This window comes from Exiguobacterium sp. s194 (assembly GCF_018618275.1).
Lineage (GTDB): Bacteria > Bacillota > Bacilli > Exiguobacteriales > Exiguobacteriaceae > Exiguobacterium > Exiguobacterium chiriqhucha.
On sequence record NZ_JACSLT010000008.1, the window covers coordinates 105,271 to 121,061 of the forward strand.

General features: G+C 54.8%; 16 protein-coding genes and 1 other RNA gene. 13 read left to right on the forward strand and 4 right to left on the reverse strand.

The window, feature by feature from the left end; translation table 11 throughout:
* The first annotated feature begins 196 nt into the window (after positions 1–196).
* The 3 genes from KNP85_RS11315 (at position 197) to KNP85_RS11325 (ending at position 2,536) form a co-directional block, all read left to right on the forward strand.
* A complete protein-coding gene (locus KNP85_RS11315) occupies positions 197–1,411 on the forward strand; it encodes a DASH family cryptochrome (protein ID WP_214803104.1) in 1,215 nt (404 codons plus the stop codon).
* 75 nt (positions 1,412–1,486) lie between these two features.
* A non-coding RNA gene (gene ssrS / locus KNP85_RS11320) (6S RNA) lies at positions 1,487–1,673 on the forward strand.
* Positions 1,674–1,768: 95 nt separating this feature from the next.
* The gene (locus KNP85_RS11325) at positions 1,769–2,536 is read left to right on the forward strand and encodes a tRNA threonylcarbamoyladenosine dehydratase (protein ID WP_021066918.1); all 768 of its coding nucleotides are present in this window, start codon (positions 1,769–1,771) and stop codon (positions 2,534–2,536) included.
* Positions 2,537–2,560: 24 nt separating this feature from the next.
* Here KNP85_RS11325 and KNP85_RS11330 read toward each other — a convergent pair whose 3' ends face one another.
* Positions 2,561–3,868 (reverse strand): replication-associated recombination protein A, encoded by a 1,308-nt coding sequence (locus KNP85_RS11330; RefSeq protein WP_021066919.1) that lies wholly within the window; start codon positions 3,866–3,868, stop codon positions 2,561–2,563.
* A gap of 60 nt (positions 3,869–3,928) precedes the next feature.
* On the opposite strand from KNP85_RS11330, the gene cymR reads away from it, so the two are divergent.
* From cymR to KNP85_RS11350, 4 genes are read left to right on the forward strand one after another with little or no spacing between them, the layout of a single operon-like run.
* A complete protein-coding gene (gene cymR, locus KNP85_RS11335) occupies positions 3,929–4,336 on the forward strand; it encodes a cysteine metabolism transcriptional regulator CymR (RefSeq protein WP_058763254.1) in 408 nt (135 codons plus the stop codon).
* Between the two features lie 17 nt (positions 4,337–4,353).
* Entirely contained in the window at positions 4,354–5,490 is a 1,137-nt protein-coding gene (locus KNP85_RS11340; RefSeq protein ID WP_058763255.1) for a cysteine desulfurase family protein, read from the forward strand.
* A 3-nt stretch (positions 5,491–5,493) separates the two neighbouring features.
* On the forward strand, positions 5,494–6,615 hold the full coding sequence (gene mnmA / locus KNP85_RS11345) for a tRNA 2-thiouridine(34) synthase MnmA (RefSeq protein WP_214803106.1): 1,122 nt from the start codon (positions 5,494–5,496) through the stop codon (positions 6,613–6,615).
* A 4-nt stretch (positions 6,616–6,619) separates the two neighbouring features.
* Entirely contained in the window at positions 6,620–7,285 is a 666-nt protein-coding gene (locus KNP85_RS11350; protein WP_201455023.1) for a tetratricopeptide repeat protein, read from the forward strand.
* Between the two features lie 44 nt (positions 7,286–7,329).
* On the opposite strand, the gene KNP85_RS11355 is transcribed toward KNP85_RS11350, so the two are convergent.
* From KNP85_RS11355 to KNP85_RS11365, 3 genes are all read right to left on the reverse strand, one after another.
* Complete coding sequence (locus tag KNP85_RS11355) at positions 7,330–7,776, reverse strand: hypothetical protein (protein WP_021066924.1); 447 nt, start codon at positions 7,774–7,776, stop codon at positions 7,330–7,332.
* Positions 7,773–8,048: a hypothetical protein gene (locus tag KNP85_RS11360; protein WP_058763256.1), complete on the reverse strand. Its 276-nt coding sequence runs from the start codon at positions 8,046–8,048 to the stop codon at positions 7,773–7,775. Before KNP85_RS11360 ends, KNP85_RS11355 begins: the two co-directional genes overlap by 4 nt.
* A gap of 63 nt (positions 8,049–8,111) precedes the next feature.
* Positions 8,112–8,660 (reverse strand): VOC family protein, encoded by a 549-nt coding sequence (locus KNP85_RS11365; RefSeq protein ID WP_021066926.1) that lies wholly within the window; start codon positions 8,658–8,660, stop codon positions 8,112–8,114.
* Between the two features lie 116 nt (positions 8,661–8,776).
* On the opposite strand from KNP85_RS11365, the gene KNP85_RS11370 reads away from it, so the two are divergent.
* The 6 genes from KNP85_RS11370 (at position 8,777) to KNP85_RS11395 (ending at position 15,732) form a co-directional block, all read left to right on the forward strand.
* A complete protein-coding gene (locus tag KNP85_RS11370) occupies positions 8,777–9,463 on the forward strand; it encodes a magnesium and cobalt transport protein CorA (RefSeq protein ID WP_021066927.1) in 687 nt (228 codons plus the stop codon).
* 70 nt (positions 9,464–9,533) lie between these two features.
* On the forward strand, positions 9,534–11,741 hold the full coding sequence (recD2, locus tag KNP85_RS11375; RefSeq protein WP_034797288.1) for an SF1B family DNA helicase RecD2: 2,208 nt from the start codon (positions 9,534–9,536) through the stop codon (positions 11,739–11,741).
* A gap of 310 nt (positions 11,742–12,051) precedes the next feature.
* Complete coding sequence (alaS, locus tag KNP85_RS11380; protein ID WP_214803114.1) at positions 12,052–14,691, forward strand: alanine--tRNA ligase; 2,640 nt, start codon at positions 12,052–12,054, stop codon at positions 14,689–14,691.
* Positions 14,692–14,728: 37 nt separating this feature from the next.
* The gene (locus tag KNP85_RS11385) at positions 14,729–14,995 is read left to right on the forward strand and encodes an IreB family regulatory phosphoprotein (protein WP_029595797.1); all 267 of its coding nucleotides are present in this window, start codon (positions 14,729–14,731) and stop codon (positions 14,993–14,995) included.
* Position 14,996: 1 nt separating this feature from the next.
* Entirely contained in the window at positions 14,997–15,419 is a 423-nt protein-coding gene (gene ruvX / locus KNP85_RS11390; RefSeq protein WP_029595796.1) for a Holliday junction resolvase RuvX, read from the forward strand.
* A 13-nt stretch (positions 15,420–15,432) separates the two neighbouring features.
* A complete protein-coding gene (locus KNP85_RS11395) occupies positions 15,433–15,732 on the forward strand; it encodes a DUF1292 domain-containing protein (RefSeq protein WP_021066932.1) in 300 nt (99 codons plus the stop codon).
* Positions 15,733–15,791: the final 59 nt, after the last annotated feature.

A 15,791-nucleotide genomic window follows, 5' to 3' on the forward strand; every position in this document is an offset into this window, starting at 1 on the left:
GTAGACAAACGGTGCGACCGCCGTCGCGACTTTAATGAGTGTACCAAATTTACCTTTTCTAGCCATGTTGCTGCACCCCTTTCTGTTCTAATGATGTATATTCCACCCGTTCCAGAAATGAAAACATGTTTCGTACAGTTTCGTCTAAGCGAACACCGGGATTCATGTTCCATAATGAGGGGAGGAGGCGAACTATATGAAGACGATTATCTGGTATCAAAATGATTTACGGGTCGACGACCATCGTCCGCTCGAGGAGGCGCTCCGGCATGACGATCCGATTGAAGGTCACTACATCATTCCACAAGAAGAGCTCATTGAAAACCGGTTCGGCCATACGCCGCTCGGCCCACGGCGACTTCAGTTTTTGAACGAGTCACTCGACGACTTGGCCGGTACGCTTGCAGCGCTCGGCATCCCGATCTTCGTCCATGTCGGTCATCCGCTCGACATGTTCGAACCGACTGACCGCCTGTTGTTCCAACGGTCGATCGGCTATAACGAACGGAGGCGCGAACGTGAGGTCATGAACGCGTGGCGGGGTGATTGTCAAGCGTTCGACGGGTTCACGCTCTATCCACGCGACGAGATTCCGTTCGAGAAACTACCATTCCTCTTCACCGAGTTTCGGAAAGCGATGGAAGCCGATGCAAGACCGGACCGCTTGATTGAGCGCTCACCTGCGAAGGAACCGTATGCGGTCGATTTTCCGGTCGCTTATGAACAGCCGGAGCATGACGCACGGACTGCGTTTCCGTTTCGAGGCGGGGAACGGGCGGGGCGAGAGCGACTCGCGGCATATTTGGCCGGTCCGGTCCGGACGTATAAAGAGACACGGAACGGCTTAAGGGTCGACGACTCATCGAAACTGTCGGCTTATCTTGCCAACGGCTCGTTGTCACCGCGCCGGGTGCTGCACGAGCTCGAGCAACATGAGCGGTCACACGGGGCGAACGAGTCGACGTATTGGCTCTATTTCGAGCTGCTCTGGCGCGAGTTCTTCCAATGGGTCGCCCTCGAGCAAGGGAAACGACTGTTCCGCGCCCAAGGCATCCGTTCGAAACAGAAGACATGGCGCGTGGACGATGACGTCATCGGGCGTTGGCAAGCGGGAGAGACGGGCGTCGACTTCGTCGATGCGTTCATGCGCGAATTGAACGCGACGGGATGGATGTCAAACCGGGGGCGTCAAATCGTCGCGAGCTATTTTGCGAAAGAGCTCGGGCAGGACTGGCGTATCGGCGCGTCGTATTTCGAATCGATGCTGATCGACTATGATGTTGCCAGCAATACCGGCAATTGGGCGTACCAGGCCGGCGTCGGCAACGACTCGAGAGATCGCCGTTTCAACGTCACGCGGCAACAAGATACGTACGACCCGACCGGTGCGTTTCGTAACAGCTGGTTGTGACGAAACTGTCATAAGAAGTCGTCGTTTCTGATTGACTTCTTTTTACAGACAGTGCTATAGTAAGGGCAACAGATGGGATACCTGAGGTGTACGAGAGCCGCCTTCGTTATTTTGAGCCAACACTTTGAATACGGGAGACCGAACTGCCATCCAGATCAACTGCCTCATCACGTGCAGGAGGACTTGTGAAGGGGATGCTAGGTCACCCACCTGCTTAAGCAGGTTCAAAAGCAGGGCATCGTCACGGCACTCCGGGTCCCATCGATTTTATTGTAAAAACGTCGCTAGACGTCTTTTTTTTGATTATAATTCCGAGTAAAATAGTGTGAGAAAATAGGATTCATTTGGAGGAAGAGTATGTTACACCAGTTTTCACGTAATGAGTTGGCCATCGGTCAAGAAGGTTTAGAAGCATTAAAAGGTAAGACGGTCGCCATCCTCGGTGTCGGCGGTGTCGGGTCGTTCGCGGCCGAGGCACTTGCCCGGAGCGGAGTCGGACGCATCGTCCTCGTCGATAAGGATGACATCGACATCACGAACGTCAACCGCCAAATCCACGCGCTCTTGTCGACGGTCGGGCAACCGAAAGTCGAAGCGATGGGAACACGTCTCCTCGACATCAACCCGGAGCTCGAGCTCGTCAAACTGAAAATGTTCTATACGGAAGAGACGTTCGAAGAATTCTTCGCCCAAGACCTCGATTTCGTCATCGACGCTTCGGACACGATTATCTATAAGATTCATTTGATCGTCGAGTGCAAACGCCGGGGCATCCCGGTCATCTCGAGCATGGGCATGGCCAACAAGATGGACCCGACGCGCATCAAAGTCGTCGACATCAAGGATACGACGTACGACCCGATCGCCAAGATGGTCCGGACACGTCTCCGTAAAGAGCGTATCCATAAAGGCGTCCCGGTCGTCTTCTCGGACGAGTCACCGATCGTGACACGCGAAGACGTGAACGAGGTCGTCGGGAAGAAAGATGCCCCGATCCGTAAAGCGAAGATGCCGCCGAGTTCGAACGCGTTCGTCCCGTCGGTCGCAGGCCTCGTCGCTGCGGGCTATGTCATCAATCAAATGCTCGAGACAGCGGGTGTCGAGATCAACCGCATCCAGAAATGAAAAAACGACGCCGGCTCATCAGAGTCAGCGTCGTTTTTCCCAATAGTCGAGCCGTTTTTGCAGCTGTTGCTCGAAGCCACGGCTCGTCGGCGTATAATATTTAGGACGTTTCCGGGCCAGATTCTCGGGCCAATAGTTTTGCGGGACGTAGCCATCTTTCTCGTCGTGCGGGTATTTGTAGCCGGCACCGTTGCCGAGCTCACGGGCACCCGGGCTATGGGCGTCGCGGAGATGGACCGGGACCGGACCGCCCTCGACGGTACGGACGTGATGAATCGCCTTGTCGATGGCGGTGATGACCGCGTTCGATTTCGGTGCCGTCGCAAGATAAAGGACGGCCTGTGCCATCGGGATGCGCGCTTCCGGGAAACCGACATGTTCGCTCGCGCGGGCGGCCGCATCGACGATGACGAGCGCGTTCGGGTCACTGAGCCCGATATCTTCGGCCGCATGGACGTAGAGCCGGCGCATGATGAAGCGCGGTGATTCACCGGCCTCGATCATGACGGCGAGCCAGTATAGAGCCGCGTCCGGGTCTGAGCCACGAATCGACTTGATGAACGCCGAGATGACGTCATAATGCCGGTCGCCCGTCTTGTCGTACTTGATTGCTTTTTGTTGAATCGACTCTTCGGCGACTTCGAGCGTGATGTCGATTTTGCCGTCAATCTCGGGTGTCGTCAACACGGCCAGTTCGAGCGCGTTCAACAGCACGCGGTAGTCACCGTCCGCCATTTTGATATAATGCTCCACGGCGGCTTCCTCAATCTTGACCGGATAATTGCCAAGTCCTTTTTTATCAGCTAGAGCCCGTTCCAAAACGACACGAAGTTCGTCTGGTCCAGGCGGTTCGAGCCGAAACACGGTCGCGCGCGACAGCAACGCCGCGTTGACCTCGAAACTCGGGTTTTCGGTCGTCGCCCCGATCAAGATGAGCTTTCCGGCCTCGAGTGCCGGGAGCAGGGCGTCTTGCTGCAATTTATTGAAACGATGAATCTCGTCTAAAAATAAAATCGTTCGTTCTTGTTCGAAGTCGAACCGGGACTCGGCCTCACGGATGACACTTCGTAGTTCATCAAGTTTGGCCGTGACGGCGTTCAATTGGACGAACGTCGCTTTCGTATAATTTGAAATGACGCGGGCGAGCGTCGTCTTGCCCGTTCCCGGCGGTCCATACAGGATGATCGTGCCGAGACGGTCGGCCTCGATGGCCCGGCGCAACAATTTGCCTTCGCCGATGATGTGGCGTTGACCGATGACTTCGTCTAACGTTTCCGGCCGCATCCGATTGGCGAGTGGGCCGCTATTCGATTGCTGAAATAAATCACTCATACGTACACATTCCTTTCGACAAACGTTTGTTCGATTAGTATAGCAGAAGGAGACATGAAGATGAAAATATCTACAAAAGGTCGTTATGGATTGACGATCATGATCGCACTGGCTCGGGAAACGGACAACAAACCGCTCAGCTTGAAAAAGATTGCGGCCCGGCATGAACTGCCGGAACATTACTTAGAGCAATTGATCGGTCCACTCCGCAACGGTGGTCTCGTCAAGAGCGTGCGCGGGGCGTATGGCGGCTATCAGCTCGTCAAACCGGCGACGGACATCACGGCTGGAGAAATCATCCGTCTGCTCGAAGGCCCGCTCACGATTGTCGAAGATTCAGAGGCAGATGACGCCGTGAAACGGAAGCTATGGGATAAAATCAAAGCCGCAATCGAGAAAGTGCTCGAAGAGACGACACTTGCCGATCTTGCTGAAGAAGATTCAGACGGCTATATGTTCTATATTTAAAGGTGAGGTGAACGAATATGAACTACTTTGATCATGCCGCAACGACACCGATGCGTCCGGAGGTGCTCGAGGCGATGACGCCGTATTTGCTCGAACAATACGGTAATCCGTCGAGCATCCACGGCATCGGACGGACGGCCCGCGCCGCGTTAGACGCTTCACGCCGGACACTCGCCACGTGGATCGGGGCGACCTCGAACGAGATCGTCTTCACGTCGGGTGGGACCGAGTCGGACAACTATGCGTTGTTCGGCGCGGCGTACGCGAATCAACATAAAGGCAAACATTTGATTACGACGAAAGTCGAACACCACGCCGTCTTGCACGCGATGGAGCAACTCGAACGGGAAGGCTTTGATGTGACGTATCTCGATGTCGACGCGACGGGTGCGGTGACGCTTGACTCCGTTCGTGCTGCGCTCAGGGACGATACGATTCTCGTCTCGGTCATGTACGGCAACAACGAGGTCGGCACATTGCAACCGATTGCGGAAATCGGGGCGCTCCTCGCCGACCATCAGGCCTATTTCCATACGGACGCGGTCCAAGCGCTCGGTACGGAAACGATTGACGTTAAGGCGCTCGGTGTCGATTTATTGTCGGCCTCGGCCCATAAAATCAACGGCCCGAAAGGTATCGGTTTTCTTTTTATGAAAACAGGTGTAAAATTAGCGACGCGTTCTTTTGGAGGACAACAAGAACGGAAACGTCGAGCCGGCACGGAAAACGTTCCGGGTGCCGTCGGGTTCCAACAAGCGGCCGAACTGGCCAAAATCGAACAGGCCGAACGGGTGAGCACGTATCAGCAAATGGCTGAGGCGCTCTTCGGGCGACTCGATGAACTTGGAGTCGAGTATGACGTGAACGGGGCGAATCGCTTGCCGCACATCGTCAACTTGTATCTCCCGGGCATCGAGCTCGAACCGTTCCTGATCATGATGGATATGCGCGGTTTTGCCATCTCGAGCGGCAGTGCCTGCACGGCCGGGTCGATCGAACCGTCACACGTATTGACGGCGATGTTCGGGACGTCGGAACGGACGAAACAGTCCGTCCGCATCAGCTTTGGACACGGCAACTCGGTCGAAGACGTGGAACGGCTCGCCGAACGACTCTCTGAGGTCGTCTCGACATTCACGAACGGAGTGAGATAACGAATGAACTTACGCACAAAAGCCCCTGCTGAGACGACGGTCGTCGTCGGGATGTCAGGCGGCGTCGATTCATCGGTGACGGCCCATCTGCTGAAAGAGCAGGGCTATAACGCCATCGGAATCTTTATGAAAAACTGGGATGATACGGACGAGAACGGTGTCTGTACGGCGACCGAAGACTATGAAGATGTCATCGCGGTCGCGAACCAAATCGGAATCCCTTATTACGCGGTCAACTTCGAAAAAGAATATTGGGACCGCGTATTCGAATACTTCTTGGCCGAGTACCGTCTCGGACGGACGCCGAACCCGGACGTCATGTGTAACAAGGAAATCAAGTTTAAGGCGTTCCTCGATCACGCGCTTCGTCTCGGTGCCGACTTTGTCGCAACCGGGCACTACGCACGGGTCGAGTATGTCGACGGTGAGCATCGACTCCTTCGTGGGAAAGATGACAATAAAGACCAAACGTACTTCTTGAACCAGTTGTCACAAGACCAACTCGCGCGGACGATGTTCCCGATTGGTCATATGGACAAGAAAGACGTCCGTGTCATCGCCGAAGAAGCGGGACTCGCGACAGCGAAGAAAAAAGATTCGACCGGCATCTGCTTCATCGGAGAGCGCAACTTCAAAGAGTTCCTCTCGGAGTATTTGCCGTCACAACCAGGCATCATGCAGACGCTCGAGGGGGAACAAAAAGGAAACCATGACGGACTCATGTATTACACGCTCGGTCAACGCCACGGTCTCGGTATCGGTGGCGACGGGGATCCATGGTTCGTCGTCGGCAAAAACGTGGAAGAAAACATCCTCTACGTCGGCCAAGGGTTCCATCATGACGCGCTCTATTCGGACGCGTTGCTCGCCTCGAAGTTGTCATGGACAGGTGCCGTCCCAACAGGTGAGTTCCGGGCGACGGCGAAATTCCGCTACCGTCAACAAGACGTACCGGTGACGATCGCACCACTTGAAAATGGCGAAGTGCTCGTGAAATTTGATGAGCCGCAACGCGCCATCACGCCAGGCCAAGCGGTCGTCTTCTATGACGGCGACATCTGCCTCGGCGGTGCGACGATTGACGAAGCGTATCGAAACGGAAAACGACTCGACTATATCGGATGAGGTGATGATTTTGAACGCAAACGAATTAGGCATCCAAGCGATGCAACAAGGTGAGTTTGAACAGGCGGCCAAGCAGTTCAACGCTGCCATCGAAGCGGACTCAACCGACCCGACTGGTTACGTCAATATGGGTACGCTCCTGCAAGCGATCGGTGACCATGAACGGGCCGTCGTCTTTTACGATAAGGCGCTTGAACTCGACAACGCGTTCGGCGCGGCGCATTATGCGAAGGGAGCGCTCGCCTATGAACTCGAACAGCTCGACTTGGCGGAGGCTTCGCTTCGTCAGGCACTCCTTGCCGGGATGGACGACGCCGACCTTCATTTCATGCTCGGCTTGACGTACAAGGCGATGGGCGACTTCGTCCGGGCGTTGCCACGTCTTCGCGAGGCGATGAAGCAGGCGCCGGAAGACGTCGAGATTTCGTTCCAGTACGGGCTCGCGCTCGCACAGAACGAACAGCTCGATCTGGCCGTTGAAGCGCTCGAGCATACGCTCGACCTCGACGCGAGCCATACGGACGCCCGCTACAACTTGGCGATCGCTTACGCGTTCCTCGGTGAACAAGACAAGACGTACGCTGAACTCGAGCGTGTGCTCGAGTTGCAACCGGACCATGCGCTCGCGTATGACGCGAAAGCGAAAATGGATGAGCTGCTCGGTAACTAAATCAATAAAGCGCTTCTCGCAGTGTTTGCGAGAGGCGCTTTTTGTTAGTCCCAATAATGGAAGATGACGTTACCAATTGTTTCTGGTTCCCAATATTCGATTTCTCCGCGTTCCGCCTTGTTCAGAAACGGCTGTAGCGACAAATCGAACCGCTCATTCAACTCCGCCGCTGATGGGATTTGATATAAATCAGGAAACAAATCGGTCAGTTCGGGCACATCGATATACTCGTACTGAAACGGTTCATATTTTGAGATGCCGATGACGGGATAAACTCTGCTGAGCAGCACATAGATGCTACGTCCACGGATGGTGATGGTCGCTTGGTCATAGTTCGGGGTGACCGAGTCCCCGAGGATGATGCTACACGTCCCACCTTTACGACGGGCGTAATCGAAACAAACCGTTCGGAACGATTGATCATCGAACTCGGGGGCGGGGCAGTCGCCGTATGAAAAGCCGGTGATGCATTCTGGTAAGATGAGCGTCATGACGCCACCTCCCCGATGATCCAAACCGAAACATTAAAAATCGTCACGAATAACGCGCCGGTGAGCGCGATATAGCTCCACACGACGCCCGTTCCTGATTTGGTCCGACGTACCCCATCCGTTAAGATGAGCAACATGGCGCCGAATGACAAAAACGATAAGGCGGCAAACGAAGTCGGCCGGTCGAGCGTAGGAAACGCATCGAACACGAAATAGAGTCCGAGCGTGAGAACGGTTAACCCAGTCATGATCAGAATTGGGAAGAAACGCATAAAACACAACCTTTTCCATTTTCTCTCATCGTATCATGTGGGGTTGTCGAGCGTATACGTGAATCAGAGTTGCTTCGTCGTGATTTTTACGGGCTCGCCACCGAACTTCTCGTACGCCTCGTCCATGTTTTTCGTATACAGCTCGATGACGTTCTTGCTCGGGTCTTTAAAGTAGGCCGAGCGCTCTTTGCCGTTGACCGTCTCGTCTTCGTCCCACGTCCGGAGCTTCGTCGGGATGTTTGACGCCTCTAATACCTCGAGCGCTTGGTCGAACGAGTCCATCGGCACATAGAACGCGCAGTGGACGTGGGCGCCGCCCTCATCATAGAGCGTATCCCACTCGGTCACCTCTTCTTGCCGATTCGATTCTTCTTCCGATGTGAAATCACGTTTCAGCCAGAGGCCGAGACGGGTGTTCCCCCCGACATAGAGCCACGTCGCCCATGGTTCGTCCGCCTGTTCCTGTGCTTCGCTCGGCTCGGCATCGTCACCGACCCATTGTTCGACGACGGGAAGTCCGAGCTTGCCGTGCCAAAAGTCGACGGCCTCCGCCATATCGGTCACTTCTAACACGAGTTCACACAGGCCACTGATTGGAATACGTTTCGTCATACATAGTCCCTCCTTCATAGGTTCACTCGAACAGTTCCCGCTTTGATTCGACGAAAAACGTGCATAGCCGTCCAATTGTTCGGGAAATGGAATAACAATTGAGAGGGGAGAAGTGTATGCGATTGATCAGTCTGGTCAGTGTCCTTGTTTTTTTTATCATCGAATGGTTTATGCTCGGTCGTCTGTTTGCCGCCATCGACGAACGTTTAGCGACGGGCGAATGGACAAACAATCTGTTGTTCCGGGTCGTCGTCGAGTCGGAGCGGGCGTCGACCGTCCTGTTAGTCTTATTCGCGACGTTCTTCGTGCTCGGTATCATCATGCATTGGGTGTTGTCGACTCATCGCTCTTGGTCCGTAACGCTCGGGACGGTCGGGGTGGCCTGGGTCGTACCAGCCCTGCTCGCGATTGTGGCTTGGTTCATCCCAAATCCATACATCCAGCTCGCCATCATCGTGTTGCAGTTGTCGTTCATCCCGCTCATCCCGTTCGTCGGACAGACGGTGCGGCTCGGTCATGTCGTGCTCAACTGGGGCGTCCATGTCGTTGCCGCAGGTCTCGTGTTGTTGATTCAGCGGCCATCTTTGGAGCAATTGTTCCGCATCGAGCGGACCGAACTGTTCGAGCGGCTCGAAGGGTATGTCAATTCGGGCGAGTTGGAACGGTTCGAACGGTTGCTTGAAACCGTGGACTTAGATCAACTTGAACGGATCTTGAACCGAATCGATCTCGATCAACTCATTCAAATCTTGGAACGGGTCGACCTCGATCAACTTGAGCGCATCTTGAACCTGTTCAGTTAGGCGATTTGTCCTATCGTTTCAACTCGGGCTATAATGGGGGATGGAAAACTAGCTGGAGGTGGCTCGAATGATGGCAGCACCTTACGAGTTGACAGGAAAAGTCATCCGCGTCCTGTTTCAATCGGAAGAAGAAGCGCACACGATCGCGCTCGTACGTATAAAAGAAAAGAATTTTGAGACAGACGAGACCGAGATGGTCATCGCCGGTGTCGGCGTCGGCATTGAAAAAGGTGAGACATACAAAGCGCACGGGCGTCTCGTCGACCATCCCCGGTTCGGGAAACAGATGAAGGCCGAGTGGATTCGTCGTGTCGTCCCGATGACGAAGCGCGCGGCCGTCCGCTTTTTAACGAACGGTTCGTTCCCTGGAATCGGACAAAAGACGGCCCAGAAGATTGCTGACGCACTCGGAGACGACTGTATCGATCAAATCGTCAAGCATCCGAGCCTTTTGTCAAACGTCGACGGCTTGAAAGAGAAACAAGCCCGCGTCATCACCGAACGGTTGAACATCTTGTATGGGGTCGACCAGTTGCTATTGTTTTTGGCGCCGTTCGACGTGACACCGCGCCTCGCCTCAAAGATTCATAAAGAGTATGAAGGACGGGCGATGGAGACGATTGAAAAAAATCCATACGCCCTCATGTATGATGTCCCTGGTATCGGCTTCAAGACGGCCGATGCCATCGCCGCTCACTTCGGAATTCAAGGGATTCATCCGGAACGGATTGCTGCGGCCGTGTTATACGTGCTCGAGCTCGAGCAAGGAAACGGGCATCTGTTCGTCACGGCCGACCAACTCGCGAACGAGATGCCGCGCATCATCGGCGGCGACCCGGGTGAGGCACTCGTCTCGGCGCTCGAGACGCTCGCGAACGATGAGCGAGTCATCGTCGAAGACGGGGTCGTCTATCATCCGCGCGTGTACCGGGCCGAACAAAAAGCGGCCGAAGAACTCGCGCGCATCATGTCGACCTCGACGACAGAAGACGTCGATATGACGACGATTTTCGATGCGGTCGGACGCGTCGAAGAGATGTTCTCGATTGAGTATGCGAAACAACAACGAGAAGCGATTGAACTCGCTTTGAAGTCGCCGCTCATGGTACTCACCGGTGGACCGGGTACCGGGAAGACGACCGTCGTCCGCGGCATCATCCACGCGCTCAGCGATGTGTTCGATTGGAAGCTCGAACCGGTACAGAATCAACCGTTCCCGTTCGTGCTCGCCGCACCGACCGGACGAGCTGCGAAACGGCTCAGTGAGTCGACGGGCTTACCGGCGTCGACGATTCACCGCCTCTTGAAGTTCGATGGCAGTTCGTTTCAAGTCGATGACACGAATCCGCTCGTCGGAAAAGTGCTCATCGTCGATGAGGCGTCGATGATTGATATCTTCTTGTTCCGAAGTCTGCTCCGGGCCGTGCCGAACGGGATGAAGATTCTCTTCGTCGGGGACCGGGATCAATTGCCTTCGGTCGGACCGGGCCAAGTGCTCGCCGATTTGATGGCGACCGACGGCATCCCGGTCGTCCGCCTTGATGTCGTTCATCGGCAGGCGTCCGAGTCGAGCATCCTGCGCCTAGCGCACGCGCTCAACGCGAAACAGATGCCAGACGATTTGCTCGCGGCGCTGCCGGACCGCCGCTTCTATACGGCTAACCAAGAGACGGCGCTTCAAGCCATCTGCCAAATGGCAGGGGCCGCGCTACGAAAAGGCTATTCACCGTTCGATATCCAAGTGCTCGCGCCGACGTACCGCGGGGTATGCGGCATCGACGGCTTGAACGAGGCACTTCAAAACGTGTTCAATCCGAAATCGGCGGCCCGGGAAGTGAAGCACGGCAACCGGACGTATCGAAACGGGGATAAAGTGCTCCAACTCGTCAATAATGCCGAGGAGAACGTCTACAACGGCGACATCGGCGAAATCACGAATATCTTTTACGCCAAAGAAAACGTCGACAAGGTCGATAAAATCTATATCCGTTTCGATCAAACCGAGGTCGAGTATAACCGGAGCGAATGGGACCAATTCACCCACGCCTACGCCATCACCATCCATAAGTCGCAAGGGTCCGAGTTCCCGATCGTGCTCATGCCCGTCTTCTTTAACGGTGGCTTCCGCTCGTCGCGCAACTTAATTTATACGGCCGTCACGCGGGCGAAGAAGAGCCTGCTCTTGTTCGGGGACGTGCGTGCGCTCGAGGCGGCGACACGGGAAGAGGAACCGGTGCGCCGGACGAAACTCGTCGAGCGGCTAGGCGGCAAGTCTTGACGTCTCCCGATTGACGTGTGATAATGACCAATAGAAAACTGAAACGATTAAAGACGATGAAGGAAATGAGTACGTCGTAACCGCCTCACCAGAGACATCTTCCTAGGCTGTGAGAAGATGGGGGTCCGGTCGACCGAAGCTAGTCTGGAGTCCCCACTCACCCTGGGCGCCTCATCCGCGTTATCGGATGTTCGAGGCACGGCTTTGCCGTGCGAACGAGGGTGGTACCACGAAGCGATGCTTTCGTCCCTTTCCACAGGGATGAGCATCGCTTTTTTTCGTTTCGTTTAAACTGAAGGAGGAATTGTTGATGAAACCGCTCAAACCATTAACTGGCGCACAGATTCGCCAAATGTATTTAGATTTCTTCAAATCAAAAGGACACAGTGTCGAGCCGAGTGCCTCGCTCGTACCGGTCGAGGATCCGACGCTTCTTTGGATCAACTCAGGTGTCGCGACGCTTAAAAAATACTTCGATGGCCGCGTCATTCCTGCCAACCCCCGCATCGTCAATGCGCAGAAGTCGATTCGGACGAACGACATCGAGAACGTCGGGAAGACGGCTCGTCACCATACGTTCTTCGAGATGCTCGGAAACTTCTCGGTCGGGGACTACTTCCGCGAAGATGCGATTAAATGGGGCTGGGAACTCCTCACGAGCGATGAGTGGTACGGACTCGATCCGGACCGCCTGTCGGTGACGATTCACCCGGAAGATGAAGAAGCGAAACAAATCTGGCTCGCACTAGGCGTTCCGGCTGACCGCATCATCCCACTTGAAGAGAACTTCTGGGAAATCGGGGAAGGCCCGTCTGGCCCGAACACGGAAATCTTCTTCGACCGCGGACCGGCGTTCGGCGACGACCCGACGGATCCGGAACTATACCCAGGCGGCGAGAACGAACGCTACCTTGAAATCTGGAACATCGTCTTCAGTCAGTTCAACCATGACGGGCACGGGAACTACACCGAGCTCCCACGGAAAAACATTGATACAGGGATGGGTCTCGAGCGGATGGCGAGCGTCATGCAAGACGTGCCGACGAACTTCGATACCGATCTGTTCATGCCGATTATCCGTGAGACAGAAAAAATCAGCGGCGAGGCGTATCGCGCCGACAGCAGCAAAGATGTGGCGTTCAAAGTCATCGCCGACCATATCCGGACCGTATCGTTCGCGATTGGTGACGGGGCCCTCCCGTCGAATGAAGGCCGTGGCTACGTCCTTCGTCGTCTGCTCCGCCGTGCCGTTCGCTATGCGAAGATGCTAGGGATCGAACGTCCGTTCATGTATGAGCTCGTCGACGTCGTCGGTGACATCATGGTCGACTTCTATCCGGAAGTCCGTGAGAAGAAAGACTTCATCAAGAAGGTCGTCAAGAACGAAGAAGAGCGTTTCCACGAGACGCTTCATGACGGTCTTGCCATTTTGAACGAAGTCGCGAAAGCACAGAAAGCAGCCGGTTCGAACGTCATCAGCGGAGAAGATGCATTCCGTCTTTACGATACGTACGGTTTCCCGCTCGAGTTGACGATTGAGTATGCTGAAGACCATAACCTCTCAGTCGACGAGGACGGCTTCAAACAAGCGATGAACGCCCAGCGCGAACGTGCCCGGACAGCCCGCGCCGACGTCGAGTCGATGCAAATCCAGTCAGGCGTACTCGCAGACATCACGCTCGCGTCATCATTCGTCGGTTACACGAACCTCGGCACGGAAGCAAAAATTATCAGCTTGATTCACGATGGTGAGCTCGTCGACGTCGTCGCAGCAGGCGAAGAAGCGCAAGTCATCCTCGACCAGACGCCATTCTATGCAGAGAGCGGCGGACAAATCGGTGACAAAGGCCAAATCGTCGGGTCGGACTTCGTCCTTCACGTGAAAGACGTCTCGAAAGCACCGAACGGCCAAAACTTGCATACGGTCACGGTCACATCGGGTGTCGCCAAGGCAGAGGTCGCGGTGACGGCGACAGTCGACTTCGACTCACGTCAAGCGATTATCAAAAACCACACGGCGACGCATTTGTTGCATCGCGCGTTGAAAGACACGCTCGGTGAGCACGTCAACCAAGCGGGTTCACTCGTGACACCGGATCGCCTCCGCTTCGACTTCTCGCACTTCGGTCAAGTGACAGCTGAAGAGCTTCAGTCGATCGAGCGTCAAGTGAACGAACGCATCTGGGCGTCAATCGCTGTTGATATCGAAGAGATGAACATCGCCGACGCGAAAGCGAAAGGTGCGATGGCGCTCTTCGGTGAGAAGTATGGGGACGTCGTCCGCGTCGTCGCGGCCGGTGACTCGGTCGAGCTTTGCGGTGGTTGTCACGTCGGCAACACGGCTGAAATCGGACTCTTCAAAATCTTGTCGGAGTCAGGAATCGGGGCCGGTACACGTCGCATCGAGGCAGTCACAGGCGCTGGGGCTTACGAAGTGATGAACCAGCATATTGAGACGCTCGAGACGGCAGCGAAACTGCTCAAGACAAAACCGCTCGAAGTGCCGACACGTGTCCAAGCGCTTCAAGCTGAAATGAAAGAACTCGAACGCGCGAGCGAATCGCTCAAAGCGAAGCTTGCGAACATCGAAGCGTCGTCCCTCACTGACGCCATCGAAACGTTCGGCGATGTCCAATTGATTGCCAAACGCGTCGACGGACAAGACATGGACGCGCTCCGTGGCATGGTCGACGAATTGAAAGGCAAGCTCGGTTCAGCCGTCATCTTGCTCGGTTCGGCGAACGGCGACAAGGTTAACCTCGTCGCAGGGGTGACGAAAGACTTGAACGACCGTGGCTTCCATGCCGGGAAATTGATTAAAGAAGTGGCAACACGTTGCGGCGGTGGCGGTGGAGGCCGTCCTGACATGGCACAAGCCGGAGGCCGTGACGCGACAAAACTGGACGAAGCATTGAAGTTTGCTTCACATTACGTTCAATCACTGGCATAATAGAATGTGAAGTGCAAACGGAAAGAGGTGGATTCTTGTGAGCCAAATGGATCGCACGATGCAATTCAATTTTCCAGAAGATGATAATCGAGCCAACACTCGGGAAACGCTGATCACGGTGTATCAAGCACTCGAGGAGAAAGGCTACCAACCGATCAATCAAATCGTCGGATACTTGTTGTCAGGTGACCCTGCCTACATCCCGCGTCATAACGATGCGCGAAACTTAATTCGCAAAATCGAACGAGATGAGCTGCTCGAAGAGCTGGTCAAATCGTATTTGAACGATCGTAGAGAGGATTAATATGAAGCGAGTCATGGGGCTCGATGTCGGTTCGAAGACGATTGGGGTCGCCGTGAGCGACCTCATGGGATGGACGGCACAAGGTGTGGAGACGGTCTACTGGACCGAGCCGGACTTTGACGAAGCCGTCCGCCTGCTTCAACCGATTATTGAGCAGTACGATGTGAAAGAAGTCGTTGTCGGTCTTCCGAAAAACATGAATGCGACAATCGGACCTCGGGGCGAGGCGTCACAGGCGTTTGCCGCGGCCCTCACCGAGGCGACCGGTTTGCCGACGGTTCTCGTCGACGAGCGTTTGACGACGATGCAAGCGGAGCGGATGCTGATTTCAGCAGACGTCAGCCGAAAAAAGAGAAAGGCCGTCATCGATAAGATGGCAGCCGTCATGATTTTACAAAACTACCTGGATCGCGCAGGCAAATAAGGAGGAATTACGTATGGCAGAACTTAGCCGTAACGAAGAAGAAATGTACCGAATTCCAGATGAAAATGGAGACGAGCATTTATTCGCAGAAATTTTCCGGATGACGAGTGACCGCACGAACAAGACGTTTGTCGTTCTTGAGCCGGTCGGCAACCCGGAGACGGAAGACGAAGATACAATCGAAGTATACGCGTTCGAAATCGAAGAACTTGAAGATGAAGAGTTCGTCTTGAAGATCGTCGAAGACGACGCTGACTTCGAGGAAGTCATGGAAGCGTTCGATATCGTCAATGACGAAGTTGGATTAGACTAATACGTGGGCGGGCGACTAGGGGGAAACCCTCGTCGCCCATCTTCATAACAGAAGAACAG

What these genes read in the sequence shown, in the direction of transcription:
- KNP85_RS11370 (WP_021066927.1), top strand. Translation starts at nt 8,777, where the DNA reads ATGCGATTGATCAGTCTGGTCAGTGTCCTTGTTTTTTTTATCATCGAA.
- KNP85_RS11355 (WP_021066924.1), bottom strand. Translation starts at nt 7,776, where the DNA reads ATGACGCTCATCTTACCAGAATGCATCACCGGCTTTTCATACGGCGAC.
- alaS (WP_214803114.1), top strand. Translation starts at nt 12,052, where the DNA reads ATGAAACCGCTCAAACCATTAACTGGCGCACAGATTCGCCAAATGTAT.
- ruvX (WP_029595796.1), top strand. Translation starts at nt 14,997, where the DNA reads ATGAAGCGAGTCATGGGGCTCGATGTCGGTTCGAAGACGATTGGGGTC.
- KNP85_RS11365 (WP_021066926.1), bottom strand. Translation starts at nt 8,660, where the DNA reads ATGACGAAACGTATTCCAATCAGTGGCCTGTGTGAACTCGTGTTAGAA.
- KNP85_RS11395 (WP_021066932.1), top strand. Translation starts at nt 15,433, where the DNA reads ATGGCAGAACTTAGCCGTAACGAAGAAGAAATGTACCGAATTCCAGAT.
- recD2 (WP_034797288.1), top strand. Translation starts at nt 9,534, where the DNA reads ATGGCAGCACCTTACGAGTTGACAGGAAAAGTCATCCGCGTCCTGTTT.
- KNP85_RS11315 (WP_214803104.1), top strand. Translation starts at nt 197, where the DNA reads ATGAAGACGATTATCTGGTATCAAAATGATTTACGGGTCGACGACCAT.
- KNP85_RS11340 (WP_058763255.1), top strand. Translation starts at nt 4,354, where the DNA reads ATGAACTACTTTGATCATGCCGCAACGACACCGATGCGTCCGGAGGTG.
- KNP85_RS11360 (WP_058763256.1), bottom strand. Translation starts at nt 8,048, where the DNA reads ATGCGTTTCTTCCCAATTCTGATCATGACTGGGTTAACCGTTCTCACG.
- cymR (WP_058763254.1), top strand. Translation starts at nt 3,929, where the DNA reads ATGAAAATATCTACAAAAGGTCGTTATGGATTGACGATCATGATCGCA.
- KNP85_RS11330 (WP_021066919.1), bottom strand. Translation starts at nt 3,868, where the DNA reads ATGAGTGATTTATTTCAGCAATCGAATAGCGGCCCACTCGCCAATCGG.
- KNP85_RS11350 (WP_201455023.1), top strand. Translation starts at nt 6,620, where the DNA reads ATGATTTTGAACGCAAACGAATTAGGCATCCAAGCGATGCAACAAGGT.
- KNP85_RS11325 (WP_021066918.1), top strand. Translation starts at nt 1,769, where the DNA reads ATGTTACACCAGTTTTCACGTAATGAGTTGGCCATCGGTCAAGAAGGT.
- mnmA (WP_214803106.1), top strand. Translation starts at nt 5,494, where the DNA reads ATGAACTTACGCACAAAAGCCCCTGCTGAGACGACGGTCGTCGTCGGG.